Below are 17,590 nucleotides of genomic sequence, written 5' to 3'. Positions count from 1 at the left end.
TTAAAGGATAAGTTTGTATGGAATCAGTAGATTATAGTGTACAAGGCACTGTATTTGATATTCAACGCTTTTCCATTCATGATGGACCGGGAATTAGGACAATCGTTTTTTTAAAAGGCTGTCCATTGCGGTGTAAATGGTGTTCTAATCCAGAATCTCAACAATATTATCCTGAGGTATTGTATCGAAAACAACTTTGTATTGGATGCAAAGCATGTCAAGCGGTATGTCCTAAACAGGCTATTGCTGATAGTAATCCTTATTGGGTCAATCGTACGCTCTGTGATAATTGTGCAGAGTGTACGATAGTCTGTCCAACAAGTGCACTTTCTATGAAAGGTAAGTTGATGACTGTAGAGGAAGTAGTGAAAGAGCTTCGTAAAGATGCGACACAATATTTTCGCTCTAATGGTGGCATCACCTTATCTGGTGGAGAGGCTTTAACACAACCTATATTTGCAAAAGAAATATTTAAAGCTTGTAAAGCACAAGGTTGGCATACAGCAATAGAAACAGAAGGATACTATGATACAAAGATTGTAGAAGAAATTATGCCGTATATTGATTTAGTTCTATTGGATATAAAAAGCGTCAATCCAGAACAACATAAAAAGTTTACTGGTGTTGATAATGCAAAAATAAGAGAATCGGCAAAAGTTATACAATCAATAGCAAATACAACAGTGCGTGTTCCTACTATACCTGGATTTAATGCAAGTGAAGAGGATATACGAGGTATTGCGGAGTTTGTAAAAGAGAGTATGCCAAACGTGCATGAAGTACATTTGTTGCCATATCATAATTATGGTCAAGGAAAGTATGAACTCTTAGGACGTGAATATGAATTAGAGAAAACACCAAAAATTCCAGAAGAAGAAATGGAAAAATATAAAAAAATTGTAGAATCAAAAGGTTTAACCTGTATTATTGGTGGCTAGGAGGTACTATGGATACAGCATTATTAGAAAAAGTGATGGGACAGGTATCGGAAGAGCTTGGCATTAAAAATCCTAAAGAAACAACAAAAACGTCTATAGGAGTAACTGAATTTGTCGGTACTGCAATAGGTGATACAATCGGTCTTGTAATAGCAAGTGTAGATCCATTATTAACAGAAACAATGGGACTAGGTGAATTTAAGTCTATCGGTATTATTGGTGGACGTATTGGTGCAGGCCCTCAAATTATGGCTGTAGACGATGCAATTAAAGCAACAAATACAGAAATCATTACAGTAGAGTTACCTAGAGATACTAAAGGTGGGGCTGGTCACGGTTCTCTTATCTATATTGGTGCGCATGATGTATCTGATGCACGTCGGGCAGTGGAAATTGCTTTAGAATCGTTGCCAAAATATTTCGGTGATGTATATAGCAATGATGCAGGTCACCTCGAGTTCCAATATACAGCACGTGCTAGTTATTGTTTAGAATCTGTATTTAATACACCATTAGGAAAGTCTTTTGGCATGGTATGTGCAGGGCCTGCTGCTATTGGTACGGTTCTCGCCGATACAGCAGTTAAATCTGCAAATGTAGAGGTAGTATCATATTCATCTCCTAAAGCAGGAACAAGTTACTCAAATGAAGTTATTCTAACCTTCTCAGGTGATTCTGGAGCTGTAAGACAAGCTGTTAGAGCAGCTCGTGAGGTGGGAATAAAATTACTTGGTACATTAGGTGATGAACCTAAATCAAGTACTACTCCATATATTTAATAAACAGTTAGTAGAACATAGGAGGATATTATGATTTCAGATGCATTAGGAATGGTAGAAACAAAAGGTTTAGTTGGTGCCATTGAAGCAGCAGATGCTATGGTAAAAGCAGCAAATGTAAATTTAGTTGGTTATGAAAAAATTGGTTCTGGATTGGTAACTGTTATGGTTCGTGGTGACGTTGGTGCAGTTAAAGCGGCAGTAGATGCTGGTGCAGTAGCAGCACGTGCAGTAGGAGAAGTTGTTTCCTTACATGTTATTCCACGTCCTCATACTGATACAGAACGTATTCTCCCAACTCTTAAGGCATAAATATAGTGTGGCATATGAGGCTATATCCTTATATGCCACTACTTTAGAGGAGGCACTATGGAAGATAAAGACCTAACTAGGATCTTAGAAGACATGGTGGCACGTATTTTAGCAGAACAGAATGCAACAAAAAAGTTGCGTAAACTATATGTTGCTTTTGATGATATATGGCATCATGAAAACTATTCGTTAGCTAGCCAATTAATATCATATAAAGAACGACCTGTTTACGCACTTGTTGCAAAGCCTTGTGATTCTGAAATGGAGCGTAGAGTTAAGGAAGTATATCCTTTCCTTATGCTACATTCTTATGATGCAGAGCCGAATTTTACAGAGAATGATTGTGTGGTATTACCGTATATCCCACGAAATGATGTCATTCATATTGCATTGGGGTATAGTCAATCATATTTGTCAGAAGTTGTTAAAAGGGCTTTTGCTCAAGGTGCAAGCGTATATGTTCTGCCTACGTCGATAGAGCCTTTATCAGGAAAAGAGCCAATTCCCTATCAAGAGATGGTACGTTCCTACTATAAACGTATATTCGAGTTAGGGATACAATACATAGACCATATTCGTTATATAAATTGAGTTTTATGAGATAGGAGTCAGCATGTATTTAGCAAAAGTTATTGGTAATGTAGTCGCTACTAAAAAGAGTGATACCCTTCTAGGATATAAATTAATGATTATACAACCGGTAGATGCATCGCTTTCACCAGCTCATAGAGAACAAGTGGCAGCCGATTTTGTAGGTGCTGGTGTAGGCGAATATGTACTAGTCGGTACAGGGTCTTCAGTACGGGTAGAAGAGAATCGAAAAGGTGCAACTATTGACTTGGCAATTATAGGTATTGTAGATTCTGTTGATATTTAACAAGGAGGTAAATATGGAAACCCAATGGGGGGTATTTTCCTCGGTTACACAAGTTGTTAGTGCCGCTAAAGAAGCATTTCATATGTATAGAAAAGTGAGTTTACGAGAAAGAAAACAGCTGATTCAAGCTATTCGAGAAGGCTTACGTGACTATACCCATGAGTTTGCAACTCTTGCATGTACAGAAACAGGCATGGGAAAAGTAGAAGATAAGATTATTAAAATTAAACTTGCACTAGAGGAAACCCCAGGGCCTGAAGATTTACAAACTAATACGACACAAGGTGAGGGTGGTATGGTTTTTACAGAGCCGTTTCCTTATGGTGTTGTATGTGCCATTCATCCTAGTACAAATCCATGTGAAACGCTTATTAATAACACGATAAGTATTTTATCGGCGGGTAATGTGGCAATACACTGTCCTCATCCTAGAGCGATGAGTGTATCAAAATATATAACTAAAATTATCAATCAAATTATAATGGATAAATTTGGTATATGTAATCTTGTTACAACAGTGGATTCTTGCTCATTAGCTTATATTAAAGAAATAATGAATCATCCTGATGTTGAATTAATACTTTCAACAGGTGGTTCTGATGCAGCAAGAAGTGCATTATCATGTGGTAAAAAAATAATTTCTGCAGGCCCAGCAAACCCAACATTTATTGTAGATGAAACTGCTGATATTGAAAAAGCCGCATATTGTATACATAAAGGTGCATCTTTTGATCATAATATAACTTGTATATCAGAAAAAAATGTAGTTGTTGTTCAAGATATATTACCTAAATTTAAAGAGGCCTTAGAGCGTCTTAATGTGTACTATGTGGATTCTATTGGTGAAATGTTAAAGCTATCAAAGATTTTGCTAAATGAAGATTTGGAAGTCAATCGATTATATGGTGGGAAATCTGCAGATACTATTTTAAAGGACGCAGGGATTTTAACTGATCGTTCTTATGATTTAATTGCTGTTGAAACGGTACGCATTCATCCATTTGTTACAAAGGAACTACTTGCTCCATTGATTGCCATTGTGAAAGCTAGAGATTTTGAATGTGCATTACAAATTGCTATTGAGGCTGAGCAAGGTTGCCATCATACAGCAGGTATACATTCTAGTAATTCTGAACGTTTAAGACGTGCAGCTAAGGAGTTTGAAACGGCCATTTTTGTGAAGAATGGTTGTTCTCTAGATGGCATCGGTATTTGTGGTGTAGGGTCGACGTCTTTTACAATTGCAAATATCACAGGTGAAGGCGCTGTGACGGCAAAAGATTTGGTTCGTAAACGAAGATGCGTATGCGTTGAAATATTAAGATCATATGCATAAGCTTATGAAAGTTGGTTATGATAAATAATATTCGCATGATTTTTATGATTATCGTCGAATACTATATGTAGAGATATTTTGCATATTGTATGAGAAAGGTAGTAAAAAGCAATGCCACGAAATCAATTCGAAGAACGTCAACATGAGCAGTCCCGTTTAGATATCATGACAGTAATTGGACATGATCTACTTGAAGAGATACAGCAATCGGTTGCAGATGTAACTGGAATTGCTTTTGTTACAGTAGATTATAAAGGTGATGTATTAACTAAGACTACACATTTTTGTAAGTATTGTAAGAAAGTACGGAATAATCCTACATCATTGTTATTGTGTAAATTGTCAGATGCATCTGGAGCTATTATTGCTGCTACTAATAAGGAGGTAAGCATATATATTTGTCCCTGTGGTCTTCTAGAAATTGCCATTCCTATTATTGTAGATGGTCAGTATTTAGGAGGCTTTATTGGAGGTCAAATTTTATGTGATGATGCGCCAGATACAATTGTTCGGTTAAGTAAAAATATGGTCCCTGGAGGACAAGATTTAATTGAACATGATGTATTGAAATCTACCTCTGAAGAGTTGGACGATATCAAACGATATAGTTACAGTGAGGTTCTTTCCATTGCAAAGTTAGTAGAGTTTATCATCAATCAACTAACAAATCATGAAATCGTATCAAATCGTAATAAGCAAAAAAATTTAAAACGTATTGATACATTGGAGTTAAAATTACAAGAAACAGAGGATAAGCTATATAGTTTACAAACTGAGTTAATGCAATGTAAGCGGTATATTGATATTGTACGTAATTGTAAATTATTGGACATAATAGATAGTTTATCGATTTTAGAAAATGCTCCTACAACTGAAGCTGCTATTTTGGATTATATACATACATTAGCTCTTCAGAATGATAGTTGGACTGAAGCTACTATCAAAGAGGAGTGTTCGCGAATAGAAACTATGATAAATTTGCTCAATTATCGTGAAGATTGTCACGTGTCCTGGAAGATTAATGTAGATGAGTCAATGTGGCATTGTATGGTACCCGCCTATAGTATATGGCAATATGTGCAACATATTATAGAGGAGGTTCAACAAGATGGGCAGAGTGAAATTTCTATTATGTTACATACCATGGTTCAAGAAAATCGAGCCTCTATCATTTTAGACGATGATAAGATTGAACTTGAATCGAGTGATTTAAACTTACTACAAGATTTGATTCAGGAAAAGAATTCTGTATCTTATGAAGCTATGGTGGAGCAAAACATATCTTCCGCAGTTAAATCTATTATTGAGTTACAGAGAATGTTTATAACACAATATGGCACATCTGTAAGCATAGATTGTCATTATAAATCTTGTGGAGGCATGCAAGTAATACTTTCATATCCGTTAGAGTAAATAAGGAGCTAGGTTATGGTCAAGATTCTTTTGGTGGATACTGATCAATTGCATATGAAAGCCCTACGAAAAAGAATTGCTATGCATATGGATGCAGATGTGGTTTGTATAAGTACATATAAAGAAATATTGGAGTTAGGCAAACATACTGAGTTTACGGTTGCTTACGTTGCAATAGATATATGTAACCAAAAAGCAAGTGATATCATTCGATATTTATATTATACATACCCCGAATGTCGTGTAGTGGTAATGATTAATAAAAAAATTGAATCAATTATTGCCATGACGATGAAGTATGAGGGGATTGGATACCTTTATAAACCTTTTTCTTGGAAGGATTTTATTAAATGGATTCCGAAGGATACAGGTAGTATAAAACAGAATATATGTGAAGATGGTTCCGTATATTTGGACGAAGTGTATAATGCATTGCATCAAGGTGATTTCCTTTTAACCTTAGAAAAGATGCATCAGCTATGTGAACATATATGTAAAAGCTGTGATAAAAATACACTTATTGATATGTTGTATTCTATTGTTGATGAAATTCAAACGAGTTTAGTAGATTATTCAAGCTCTGTTAAAACCGTATTTAATCGTCAACTGCCTCATGCATATCTTACTACTAGATATCCAGAAGGTTTAAATGTATGGATATTTAAAACTGTCGATTTTCTATTTATGGAAATGTATAAAGGAAAACAAGATATTTTATATACAATTCTTTGCTATATACATAATCATATTCAAGAGGATATATCTTTAAAAGATATAGTGATTGCTTGTAATGTTAGCCAAGGGTATGTTAGTCGTATATTTAAAAATAAATTGAACATGACTATTATGCAATATATACATAAAAAGAAAATAAATTTGGCTAAAGAATATCTATTAGGTACAGAAAAAAGTGGAACTAATATAGCTAATATTCTAGGATATAGTGATATCAGTTATTTTTGTAAAATTTTTAAAAAATATGAACATAGAACTATCTCTCAATATAGAGAGCAGTTAGTTAATGGATAAATGAATACTTATGAAACAGTCTGAATATATACATCGAGTGACTGAACGAGTGATGACGAGATTAACAGAAATCAATCGCTGTAGTGTTCCGATTGGCGTCTCAAATCGTCATGTTCATGTGTCTAAAGAAGCATATCAAGTGTTATTTGGCCAGGATAATTTGACTAAAAAAGTAGATTTGAAACAACCTGGTCAATATGCTGCTAATGAAACAGTAACATTGATAGGACCAAAAGGAAGTATTGAAAAAGTACGTATTTTAGGACCTTTTAGAGAAGAAACACAAGTGGAAATTTCTCTTACAGATTCATTTGTGTTGGGGGTGCCCGGAGTTATTCGTGAATCAGGAGATTTAAAAGGAACACCGGGTATTACCTTGATGGGTCCAAAAGGTGTGGTCACAATTTCTCAAGGCGTCATTGTTGCTCATAGACATATTCATATGCACCCAAGTGATGCGAGTCGAATGGGTGTATTTGATAAGGAACGAGTATCAGTAACTATCTATGGAGAACGAGAATTGACATTTTCTAATGTAATTGTTCGTGTGTCCCCTAAGTTTGCTTTGGAAATGCATATAGATGTAGATGAAGCGAATGCAGGATATATTAAGAACAATGATATAGGAATTGTATCGAAAACATAGAGGAGATACACATGAAAGTAGACATGATTGAAAATATAGTAAAACAAGTTGTAAAGGATTTACAACAAGAAGGCATTACCTTAGATATATCTGCTTATGAGTATGGTATTTTTGATACCATGGAAGCAGCTATCAATGCTAGTGAAATTGCACAAAGGAAATTATTATCATATTCTTTACAAGAGCGTAATACTTTTGTAGATGCGATTCGAGATACAGTTTTACAAAAAGATCATTTAGAAATGATTTCGCTAATGGCTGTTGAAGAGACCGGCATTGGTAGATATAGTGATAAATTGATTAAGAATCGAGTGGCTGCAGTGAAAACACCAGGTAAGGAAGTGTTAGAAACAAGAGCCATGACGGGTCATGATGGATTAACGCTTGAAGAGTTTTGTCCATTTGGTGTTATAGGTGCTATTACACCTACTACTAATCCTACAGAAACGATTATTAATAACTCTATATCTATGCTTGTTGGAGGTAATACAGTAGTATTTAGTCCTCATCCAAGAGCTAAAAAAGTATCTACAATTTTGGTGCAAATGATAAACAAGGCTTTAGAAGCTGTAGGGGCACCAAACAATTTAGTGACTATGGTTAGAGAGCCATCCATCGAAAATACACAAATTATGATGGAACATCCTAAAGTTCGATTGCTTGTGGCGACTGGTGGGCCAGGTATTGTAAAACAAGTGCTTTCATCTGGTAAAAAAGCAATTGGCGCAGGTGCTGGTAATCCTCCTGTTGTTGTAGATGAAACAGCACATATAGAACAGGCGGCAAAGGATATTATAAATGGTGCAAGTTTTGATAATAATGTGCCATGTATTGCAGAAAAAGAAGTGTTTGTTGTAGAAGAAGTAGCAGATCAACTAGTGTACCATATGAAGAAAAATGGTGCTTATGAAATAACTGATATGTCTACTCTTGATAGTTTAGTAAAAAAAGTGACCAAAGAGGATGGCAAACCAAATCCAGATTATGTAGGTAAATCTGCAAAAGATTTACTTGCATTAGTGGGCATTGTTGTAGATGACAGTATTCGTTTAATTATTGCGAGGACATCAGAACATCATCACTTGGTAACAGAGGAAATGATGATGCCAATTTTACCGATTGTATCTGTTCCCAATGTAGATATTGCTATTGAATGTGCATATCGGGCAGAATTAGGTAATCGTCATACGGCAATCATGCATTCGCAAAACCTTGAAAAATTATCAAAAATGGCGCGTTTATTAGAAACTACAATTTTTGTTAAGAATGCACCTTCTTATGCCGGTATTGGTGTAGGCGGTGAAGGACATACAACATTCACAATTGCAGGACCAACAGGTGAAGGAATTACCTGTGCACGCTCATTCTGTCGAATTAGACGCTGCGTATTAAGTGAAGCGTTTAGCTTAAGATAAGAGAGGTTTATATGAATGAATCGTTAGGACTATTAGAAGTAAAAGGCTTATTAGGAGCTATTACAATGGCAGATGTGATGGTAAAAGCATCAAATGTACATGTAGTTAATATTGATAGAGCTAATGGTTTTGGTTGGTTTACTGTAAAAATAGTAGGCGATGTAGGTGCAGTGCAATCAGCTATACAAGCTGGCAGTTCAATAGCTAAAGAGATGAATTGTTTTGTTGGCTGTAAAGTAATACCACGGGTATCACAAAGTGTAGTTGATGTATTCTTGAAAGATAATCAAGTTAAAGAAACTATTGAGTCGAATCAAAAGGATAGTACTCTGGGAAATGAATCTATTGAAGTGGAAGATTCTACTTCTATTTTGGTTGAATCAATCATTGACAACTCAAGTGAATCGCCTGAGTTAGTCAATACTTTACAAAAAGAAGATATTGCGATTGATGAATCAAAAGATGATACTTCATTAGTTGAAATTATTGAAAATGTAACGGAAGTACAACAACCTAGAAAATCAACTAAATCAGGAAAATCTAAAAAGAAAAGTAATTCTAAAAAATAAGGAGGTTTATTATGAATAATGCATTAGGAATGGTAGAAACAAAAGGTTTGGTAGCCGCAATAGAAGCTGCAGATTCAATGGTAAAAGCATCGAATGTAGAATTAACTGGCTATGAAAAAATTGGATCTGGATTGGTGACTGTTATGGTTCGTGGTGATGTAGGTGCTGTTAAAGCTGCTGTTGAAGCTGGTGCTGTAGCAGCTGGTAATGTAGGTCATGTTGTATCAACACATGTAATTCCACGTCCACACAATGATATAGAATCATTATTAGCAAAATAAACTAGCCCGTAACAAGGAGGCTAGACATGGATATTTATGATTCTGTCCAAAAAATTATAGAGACTATGGAGAGAACTTCTTCAACTATGAAAAGGGAAAATCGATTCTTTGGAAATCCAGAAACATCACAAAATCATAAACCTATTACTATTGAATCAGTTGTGGATCAAATTGTAAAAGCGTGTGAAACTGAAGCAAATCGTATAGGTGTACCTGTAGTAGTGGCTATTGTAGATGCTAGTGGCAGTTTAGTTTATCAAAGACGAATGGAACAATCTCTTGGCGTTAGTATAGACTTGGCACCCAATAAGGCTTATACGTCCATTGCATTTAGATGTAGTACGGCGAAACTTGGTGAGAGTATACAGCCAGGGAGTTCTCTTTATGGTATAGAAACTATGGTACAAAGACCAATAGTTTTATTTGGTGGCGGTGAACCATTAATGTGCGGTGATTACTTAATAGGTGGTTTAGGCATTAGTGGTGGTACCGTAGATGAAGATATGCTCATAGTGAAAGCAGGACTACGAGCTTTTCAAGAATGTATAAAAGGAGCGTAATAATGGAATCATGGACCTTTAAAACGCAAATTTTTACAGAAAGTGTTAATCATTCTACAACAGATTCAAAATTAGATGCATTAGACAGGCTTCGTCTATTAAGTGGAGAGCGAATTTTTATTGTTTGTGACCCTTTTTTAGTAGGAACTCCAGCATTACAAACCGTGATTGATTTAATAAGTACTGATAATACTTATATTGTATATTCCGATGTAGTTCCTGATCCGCCTATTGACTCTATTGTAAAAGGGGTATCGGTATTAAAAAAAGCGGAATCTACAATACTTATTGTAATTGGTGGTGGATCTGCTATAGATATGGCAAAGGGTATTAATTACTTCTGTAAAACCTTATACCATGTAGGGGTTAGAAGATTTATTGCTATACCAACTACTAGTGGTACTGGATCTGAAGTGACCTCATTTGCTGTTATAACAGATACTAAAACTGGTATTAAATATCCTTTAGTAGATGATAGTTTACTGCCAGATGAAGCAATATTAACAACATTTTTTGTAAAATCTGCACCCGAAAAGGTGACTGCCTACAGTGGAATGGACGTATTAGTTCATGCACTCGAGGCTTTGGTAGCTAAGGATGCTAATAATTTCACTGATGCGCTAGCTGAAAAAGCAATAGAATTAGTAGTCAACAATCTACCAATTTGTGTGACTGATGGAAAAAATGAGAGAGCACGAGCTGCGATGCATGAAGCTTCTTGTATGGCTGGCCTTGCATTTAATCAAGCAGGATTAGGTATTACACATGCATTGTCTCATCAGCTAGGAGGACAATTTCATGTGCCACATGGGTTAGCTAATGCGATGTTATTACCTTATGTAATTATGTATAATGCAGTAAATTCAAAAATTGCTAAATCAAAATACATTTTAATTGCTCAGAAATTATCTTTAACAGATGCAAATGATGATGAAAGTTCGCAATTATCGGCATTAGTAAAATGTGCACAATCATTAGCGCGTCAAGTGGGGTGTGCCATGACAATGAAAGAATTTGGTATTAATGAAATAGACTATAAAAACGCATTTCCTGTATTAGTTCAACAAGCAATGTCAGATCGTACTTATGCAGGTAATCCGTACGAAGCAACAAAAGAAGATTTAACACGTATATTGACATGTATTATATGAGGTAACACATATGGATGCTACACAAGTGTATGTTAGTGAATTCATTGGAACGGCTGTCTTAATGGCATTTGGTAGTAGTTGTAATGCAGGGCTACTATTGAAAAATACGCTTACCAGTGCACTTAAGTCAAATTGGATTGGATTGATGTTTGGTTGGGGCTTTGCAGTCACGTTTGCTGTATATACTGCTGTTGGTTTAGGTGGTGTTGGTCATTTGAATCCAGCTATTACCATAGCGTTTGCAGCTGGCGGATTATTTCCTCCTGAATTAGTAGTGGGAACCGTTATAGCACAACTTTTGGGTGGCTTTTTAGGTGCGGTTATTACTATGTTACAGTATTATCCACATTTTAAAATAACAAGTCCAGAAGAGGGAAATAGTGTGTGTATTTTTGCCACTGGCCCAGCTATTGATCATCGTGGATGGAATTTACTATCAGAGATTATTGCAACGTTCTTATTTATCTTCTGTGTACTTTTGTTAGGACCTATGGCAAATGGCTTAGCACCATTAATTATAGGGTTCTTAGTAGCAAGTATTGGTTTCTCTTTCGGAGGAACTACTGGATTTGCATTGAATCCTGCACGTGATTTTCCATCAAGGATGGCTTACGCTATTTTACCAGTTCCAAATAAAGGATCTGCAAATTTAGGCTATGCGTGGGTTCCAATAGTAGGACCTATCATTGGTGGGTTCTTAGCTGTAGGTGCATTTTTATGGATTAGAGTATTTGCAAATCTGTGATTTGAAGGGAGGCTATATACCGTGATAGACAAGCAACGAATCATACAAGAGTCAGTACCAGGAAAGCAGGTTACATTGGCTCATGTATTAGCTAATCCTAAAAGGGATTTATATAGCAAATTAGGCTTGGATAGTGAGGGGCGCAGTGCAATAGGTATTTTAACTATTACGCCAGGAGAAGCCGCTATTATTGCAGCGGATATGGCCTCTAAAGCTGCTAATGTTCATATTGAATTTATTGATAGATTTTCAGGAGCAGTATTAATTTCAGGTGATGTTTCAAGTGTAGAGGTATCTTTAACAAATGTATTACAAGGCTTTTCTGAACTCTTACAATTTAGTGTAGTATCACTTACAAGGAGTTAACAGTGAAAAACCTAAGAAGCACACTTTGGGTTGGAAGTACCTATTGCCACATTGAAAAAGTGGTAAAAAACATGTTGGATTTACCGTATTCCCTGCCACGCCCCATGGCAATTTATCGTAAAGAGAATTGTCTTTTAACTCCAGGCGAGTATATTGAAAATCCATGGTATTTTTCTGCTCTATTAGTTTCATCATATGATGTCGAAATTGTTGTATTTGTATATCGATTAGGCGAACCTTTTAATCCATATCCACCGGCTACAGCCGGTGCATTTAATCGTGATGTAATAGGTGTTTTAATCATTCAAAACTCTGTATCAGATAATCTATGGCACCAAATTGAGGAGGCCCAGCATATTCTAGAGTTAGCAGGAGCTATGAATATTTGTATTGTTGTAGATGAAATTGGTGATAGCATATGTGAAGAATTATCTATCACATGTGATAAGAGTGGCTTCATATATGGTTATAATGCGCTAAGAGATATGTTAATAACAAAATATGATAATATATAAAATAGATGATTATATTAAAAATACTAGAAAAGTATACCCAATAAATGTTGGAGTGCTAGCATTATGATGTCACTCCAACATTATTATTTTACAAATATGTAAGCGTTATTATAATCTTTACAATAACAAAATGCCCCCTTCACAGCAACCATCTAAGGCTGCTCATGAAGAGGGCGTTTTGCATTGTAGTAAGAAAGTTTGTAAACATTTAGACGGAATCTAAATGTATGTATATAAGGCCATACAGCTTACGATAAGAGGGGGAAGTAGCATCCTATTGGAGTAGTATTGCATAAAAAGGGGAAATATATTAGGATGCGTCTCTCATAGATATGCAAGGGATATACAGGGGAGATATCTATGGTTGTACAACTATATGGCCGTATATAACGGTATGTAATATAAATTAGAATTTATGAGTAAATCCAGCGTTTACGCCCCAGTCAGCTTGGTAATCACCAGATAGACCGGTAGTAACGTCCGCATATACGCTGTTGTTAGTATTGAAACCATAACGGCCACCGAATGCGAGTTCAGTCCAAGTGCCTTTGAGGTCTTGTTCTGTCAATTTTACGGCATTACCGCTAGCATAGGTAGTTTTTACATTGCCTGTGAAAGCATGACCTGCAGCAAAGCGTGTATATAGGTTACCATTGCCAAATTGTTTGCCTACTTCGAGGCCTAGTTTGCCAGATGTGCTGTTCACACCAGCTTGGTTAACGGAAACATTGCCTGCTGTAAAGTCACGACCACCGAAGTGTGTATAGTTTAATTGTGCTTGTGGTTCTACATAGAAACCATTGTCAGATTTTATAGTTTTGCCGTAGCGAACGCCGATGCTATACGCATTGGATTTTACATCGCCAGATTTAGCTTGGCCGATTTCATTACGCGCTGTAAATTCATTAGAGATACGACCTACTTGAGATTCTACATGTACGTATTGATTCTTACCAAGGTCTTTCAATCCATAAGCGCCAACAGCATAGGATTTTACCTTGCCAGAACCATTGAATACATAATCTTCAGAACCGCGTAAGTAAGAAACTTGACCGCCTACGGTCCAGTCACGGCTAGTTTTAGTATCATAACCACCTTGGATGCTTGTGTAATCAGTAGCTGTATTGATACCGTCATTAGCATAATTATATCGACCGCCACCAATACGAGCCCAAATACCTGTTGGAGAACCTTGTTGTAATTGGCTCGTACGATTCATATCGCTCGTCATTGTACGCCATGCGTTGATATTACCAACTACAGCAGAACGAATGCCGCGCATTTGTGGTGTATCATAAGAGCCAGTCGTTACTACAGGACTTGGTGTTATAGGAGTAGGTGCTGGAGTAACAGGCATAACCGGAGTTACAGGCGTAGGAGCCGGAGTTACAGGCGTAGGAGCCGGAGTAACAGGTGTAGGCGCAGGTGTCACCGGAGTTACAGGGGTAGGTGCCGGAGTAACAGGAGTTTCAGGTGTAGGAGCCGGAGTAACAGGCGTTACTGGTGTTGGAGCTGGCGTAGGCGTTGGAGTAGGAGCCGAATAGGAACCTTGACCATTACCGTTTTGCCATGTAATAGCACCTTCTTTTTGGTCTGTTGTTAATGCTTTTTGGAAGCTTGACACGATGCCATTAGAAGCGATGGATACAGTACCCGAAAGGTTTCTTTCACCATTCATATAATTTTCGTAGTAGAATTTATGCGCCAAGTTATCTAGAATCTTGTTTACATTGCTTTCAGAGGACGTATCGAGATGATCGCCTGTTACATAGCCATGTACGCCAGATCCTGTTGTAGCAGATTTTACGATGAAGTTACCGCCTTCAATGTCAGATGCATCAAGGCCTGTTTTTTGAGCAGCTGGTTTAGCGAAGTTCAAACCAGTACCAGCGCTCATGTCGTAAATGACATTGATGTGGCCGTCCAAATTATTAACGTGGATGTCGCTGCGAGAATCTTGAGAAATACGGCTGAATCCTTCACGTGTACGAGTGCCTTTGAGTGTATTGATACTGCTGCGCGCTTCGTTGCCTTTAATTTGGAATGCCTCCAAGCCACCCATGTTATCGTGGCTCCACATGCCACCATCAAAGGTCATGTTGATTTCGCCACCCTTATCCTCTAATGTGTTCACAGCCTTGCCGGTAAATTGGTTAGGGCTATTGTGCGCACGGCCGAGGCCAATATTAATCACGGATGGTTGCTGTTGTTGGTATGGAGGCATCGTTTTATCAGATACAAGTATATTACCTTGCATATTAAATACTTTATATTTTACAGTACCTGCATCATCGATACCAAGATTAATTTTACTGTTATAGGCAAATGCTAATGGATAGGGTGCGTCCCATGGGGCCGTATTCACGTTCATAACCCCGCCATCCACTTGAATGGAACTATTATCTAGCATGCCTGTAATGAAAGCTGGTTGGCGGTGACGCTTAGGCAATTGGTTTTGATTAGGCGTATCCAAGGATGCAATAGTCACTTGACCACCGTTTGATGCAATGACACCTGTTGCCGTCGTATTGCCAGTGCTTTCAAATTTACTTTCAGAACCTACTGCAAACACATTGCCATTAGAACCAAGGCCTGCTGCCGCCCACGTGCTAGGGAGGGCCACTGTAGATGATAACATAGTCATCATTACAGCGGACAATAACATCTTATTTCTTGCTCTCATTCTCTTACACCTCAACTATATTACTTAATTTGTAATTTATTTTTATATTGTGAAAGACTCTTCATAAATGAATATATATCTATCGGTTGATTTAATACTCTCTTATATAATGAAAGATAGATATATACTCGCTTTATAAAGACTTTGTGTCAGACACATTTAAAATATATTTAAAATAATATAATATTTTTCGTGAATTGTAAATGAATTTTCGCAATTTTATTTTAAAAATATTTAAATTATTAATAGATGAGTTACATATTAGGAGCCGTGAATACGATGTATGGTATTCTTTACAAATCTAGTGAGCATGGGTATTATTGTATGTATAGCGCGATTTCTAGTAACAGCTGGTTGTAGTATAGAAAGGAGCCTTCATGAAAGTTACTTGTTCCTGGCCCACAACGCCACTGTATCAGGCGTATCATGATTATGAATGGGGGCGTCCTATTCATGATGACCAACATCAATTTGAACATTTATGTTTGGAGAGTCTACAATGCGGTCTGAGTTGGCTTACGATTTTAAATAAACGAGAAATTATACGCCAGTGCTTTGAATATTTTGATGTTGATGCGGTGGCTAAATATACGGAAACAGATATAGAGCGTATTATGAGTACAGAGGGAATGTTAAAATCTCGCAAGAAGATTGAGGCCATCATCAATAATGCACAGGCGTTCCAACGCATTCAAGCCGAGTTTGGATCCTTTTGCGAATATATATGGGCTTTCACTAATCATAAGACTCTTATTTATGAAGGTCATTCTGAGGGAAGGGTGCCTGCTAAAAATGAATTATCTACGCGCATTAGCAAAGACCTTAAGAAACGAGGGTTCAAATTTGTAGGACCTGTGACCATCTATTCCCATCTACAAGCTAGTGGTCTCATCAACGATCACGGTAAGGATTGCCCTTGTTTTAATGAAATCAATGAGGCCAATCCTGTGGTTTATATGACAATAGATGATTAATATAAATAGAACCGTATCTACTGAAACATAGATACGGTTTTTTGTGATATTTTATATTGATTGTTATCGATATAGTTGATATACTACTTTCATAATAACTTTCATACGTAAGGGAAAGGATAAGAAGATGATTGGTTTAGGTACGGTTATCAACATGGGGCTCATTATCGGTGGTAGTATTATTGGGCTCACGTGCGGCCGATTTATGAAGGACAATTTAAAACAAACCCTTATGGTAGTATGTGGTATCATCGTGCTGTTACTAGGGATGAGCGGGGCCATGCAATTTATGCTGGTTATCGTTAATGGTTCCTTGCAAACTACTGGACCTTTGTTGATGATTATCAGCATGGTAGTTGGTGCTGTGATTGGTGAAATCATTGATTTAGACCGATGGATTACGGTCTTTGGTGACTGGGTGAAAGATAAAACCGGTAATACCGGGGACCCTAAGTTTACGCAAGCGTTTATCACTGCATCACTTACGTTTACGGTTGGTGCGATGGGCGTGCTCGGTTCCATTCAAGATGGATTGACAGGAGATTACCAAACCTTGCTACTCAAAGGAATTCTTGATGGTGTTATTGTTATGGTTATGACCTCATCCATGGGGAAGGGCGCATTGTTTTCCTTCATTCCTGTAGGTATCACGCAGTGGTTGATCACGGCCTTAGCGCATGTTGCGGCGCCACTTATGACACAGCAGGCTATCGACAATTTATCTTATGTAGGATCCATCTTAATTTTCTGTGTAGGCATTAATATGATTTGGCCTAATAAGATTCGTTTAGCTAATTTATTACCTGCTATTTTTATCGCTATGGGCCTTACGTTTTTAATTTAAATTTAAATTTTAAGAACCCTCTTTACATTTTGTGTAAAGAGGGTTAGTATATTCTCAATATAATTTTCTTGTAGTTAAAATGGTTTCCCCTAGAGACGCATGTTATCGCGGCCTAGCGGATACAAAAGGGCCTTTCTTCGTCGAACGGTTCTAGAAA

The 17,590-nt window shown here is 36.9% G+C and carries 20 protein-coding genes; 19 read left to right on the top strand and 1 reads right to left on the bottom strand.

From position 1 onward, the window contains the following. The first annotated feature begins 17 nt into the window (after positions 1-17). From HMPREF1504_RS04525 to HMPREF1504_RS10075, 17 genes are all read left to right on the top strand, one after another. Positions 18-938, top strand: a complete 921-nt coding sequence (locus HMPREF1504_RS04525) for a glycyl-radical enzyme activating protein (RefSeq protein WP_038123787.1) — start codon at positions 18-20, stop codon at positions 936-938. 8 nt (positions 939-946) lie between these two features. Then, positions 947-1,717, top strand: a complete 771-nt coding sequence (pduB, locus tag HMPREF1504_RS04520) for a propanediol utilization microcompartment protein PduB (protein WP_038123786.1) — start codon at positions 947-949, stop codon at positions 1,715-1,717. Between the two features lie 30 nt (positions 1,718-1,747). Next, a complete protein-coding gene (pduA, locus tag HMPREF1504_RS04515; protein ID WP_038123785.1) occupies positions 1,748-2,029 on the top strand; it encodes a propanediol utilization microcompartment protein PduA in 282 nt (93 codons plus the stop codon). Between the two features lie 57 nt (positions 2,030-2,086). After that, positions 2,087-2,620, top strand: coding sequence for a hypothetical protein (locus HMPREF1504_RS04510; protein WP_038123772.1), 534 nt, complete (start codon positions 2,087-2,089; stop codon positions 2,618-2,620). A gap of 22 nt (positions 2,621-2,642) precedes the next feature. Then, a complete protein-coding gene (locus tag HMPREF1504_RS04505) occupies positions 2,643-2,906 on the top strand; it encodes a EutN/CcmL family microcompartment protein (protein WP_038123770.1) in 264 nt (87 codons plus the stop codon). A 13-nt stretch (positions 2,907-2,919) separates the two neighbouring features. After that, positions 2,920-4,242: an aldehyde dehydrogenase gene (locus tag HMPREF1504_RS04500; RefSeq protein ID WP_038123767.1), complete on the top strand. Its 1,323-nt coding sequence runs from the start codon at positions 2,920-2,922 to the stop codon at positions 4,240-4,242. A 111-nt stretch (positions 4,243-4,353) separates the two neighbouring features. Then, on the top strand, positions 4,354-5,655 hold the full coding sequence (locus HMPREF1504_RS04495) for a PocR ligand-binding domain-containing protein (protein WP_051411675.1): 1,302 nt from the start codon (positions 4,354-4,356) through the stop codon (positions 5,653-5,655). Positions 5,656-5,670: 15 nt separating this feature from the next. After that, on the top strand, positions 5,671-6,684 hold the full coding sequence (locus HMPREF1504_RS10085) for an AraC family transcriptional regulator (RefSeq protein ID WP_051411674.1): 1,014 nt from the start codon (positions 5,671-5,673) through the stop codon (positions 6,682-6,684). A 10-nt stretch (positions 6,685-6,694) separates the two neighbouring features. Next, positions 6,695-7,330, top strand: coding sequence for a phosphate propanoyltransferase (locus HMPREF1504_RS04485; RefSeq protein WP_038123762.1), 636 nt, complete (start codon positions 6,695-6,697; stop codon positions 7,328-7,330). Positions 7,331-7,341: 11 nt separating this feature from the next. After that, the gene (locus HMPREF1504_RS04480; RefSeq protein WP_038123760.1) at positions 7,342-8,745 is read left to right on the top strand and encodes an aldehyde dehydrogenase family protein; all 1,404 of its coding nucleotides are present in this window, start codon (positions 7,342-7,344) and stop codon (positions 8,743-8,745) included. A gap of 11 nt (positions 8,746-8,756) precedes the next feature. Continuing rightward, positions 8,757-9,314 (top strand): BMC domain-containing protein, encoded by a 558-nt coding sequence (locus HMPREF1504_RS10080; protein WP_051411673.1) that lies wholly within the window; start codon positions 8,757-8,759, stop codon positions 9,312-9,314. A gap of 8 nt (positions 9,315-9,322) precedes the next feature. Next, entirely contained in the window at positions 9,323-9,595 is a 273-nt protein-coding gene (locus HMPREF1504_RS04470) for a BMC domain-containing protein (RefSeq protein WP_278604892.1), read from the top strand. 86 nt (positions 9,596-9,681) lie between these two features. After that, the gene (locus HMPREF1504_RS04465; RefSeq protein ID WP_084644744.1) at positions 9,682-10,155 is read left to right on the top strand and encodes a heme-binding protein; all 474 of its coding nucleotides are present in this window, start codon (positions 9,682-9,684) and stop codon (positions 10,153-10,155) included. A gap of 2 nt (positions 10,156-10,157) precedes the next feature. Then, positions 10,158-11,306, top strand: coding sequence for a 1-propanol dehydrogenase PduQ (locus HMPREF1504_RS04460; protein ID WP_038123757.1), 1,149 nt, complete (start codon positions 10,158-10,160; stop codon positions 11,304-11,306). A gap of 10 nt (positions 11,307-11,316) precedes the next feature. Next, positions 11,317-12,051, top strand: a complete 735-nt coding sequence (locus HMPREF1504_RS04455; RefSeq protein ID WP_038123754.1) for an MIP/aquaporin family protein — start codon at positions 11,317-11,319, stop codon at positions 12,049-12,051. Positions 12,052-12,072: 21 nt separating this feature from the next. Beyond that, positions 12,073-12,417 (top strand): ethanolamine utilization microcompartment protein EutS, encoded by a 345-nt coding sequence (gene eutS / locus HMPREF1504_RS04450; RefSeq protein WP_038123752.1) that lies wholly within the window; start codon positions 12,073-12,075, stop codon positions 12,415-12,417. A gap of 2 nt (positions 12,418-12,419) precedes the next feature. Then, complete coding sequence (locus tag HMPREF1504_RS10075) at positions 12,420-12,932, top strand: EutP/PduV family microcompartment system protein (protein ID WP_051411672.1); 513 nt, start codon at positions 12,420-12,422, stop codon at positions 12,930-12,932. A 406-nt stretch (positions 12,933-13,338) separates the two neighbouring features. On the opposite strand, the gene HMPREF1504_RS04440 is transcribed toward HMPREF1504_RS10075, so the two are convergent. Continuing rightward, positions 13,339-15,615: an autotransporter outer membrane beta-barrel domain-containing protein gene (locus HMPREF1504_RS04440; protein WP_038123751.1), complete on the bottom strand. Its 2,277-nt coding sequence runs from the start codon at positions 15,613-15,615 to the stop codon at positions 13,339-13,341. Positions 15,616-15,992: 377 nt separating this feature from the next. Between HMPREF1504_RS04440 and HMPREF1504_RS04435 the strand changes: the two genes are divergently transcribed. Both HMPREF1504_RS04435 and HMPREF1504_RS04430 read left to right on the top strand, forming a co-directional pair. Next, the gene (locus HMPREF1504_RS04435) at positions 15,993-16,589 is read left to right on the top strand and encodes a DNA-3-methyladenine glycosylase I (RefSeq protein WP_038123748.1); all 597 of its coding nucleotides are present in this window, start codon (positions 15,993-15,995) and stop codon (positions 16,587-16,589) included. Between the two features lie 127 nt (positions 16,590-16,716). Next, on the top strand, positions 16,717-17,433 hold the full coding sequence (locus HMPREF1504_RS04430; RefSeq protein ID WP_038123746.1) for a DUF554 domain-containing protein: 717 nt from the start codon (positions 16,717-16,719) through the stop codon (positions 17,431-17,433). Positions 17,434-17,590 lie beyond the last annotated feature (157 nt).

The sequence above is a fragment of the Veillonella sp. ICM51a genome, assembly GCF_000524355.1.
GTDB lineage: Bacteria > Bacillota > Negativicutes > Veillonellales > Veillonellaceae > Veillonella > Veillonella atypica.
Note: the sequence above shows the minus strand (reverse complement) of the source record. Positions and strands in the feature narration are given on the sequence as shown.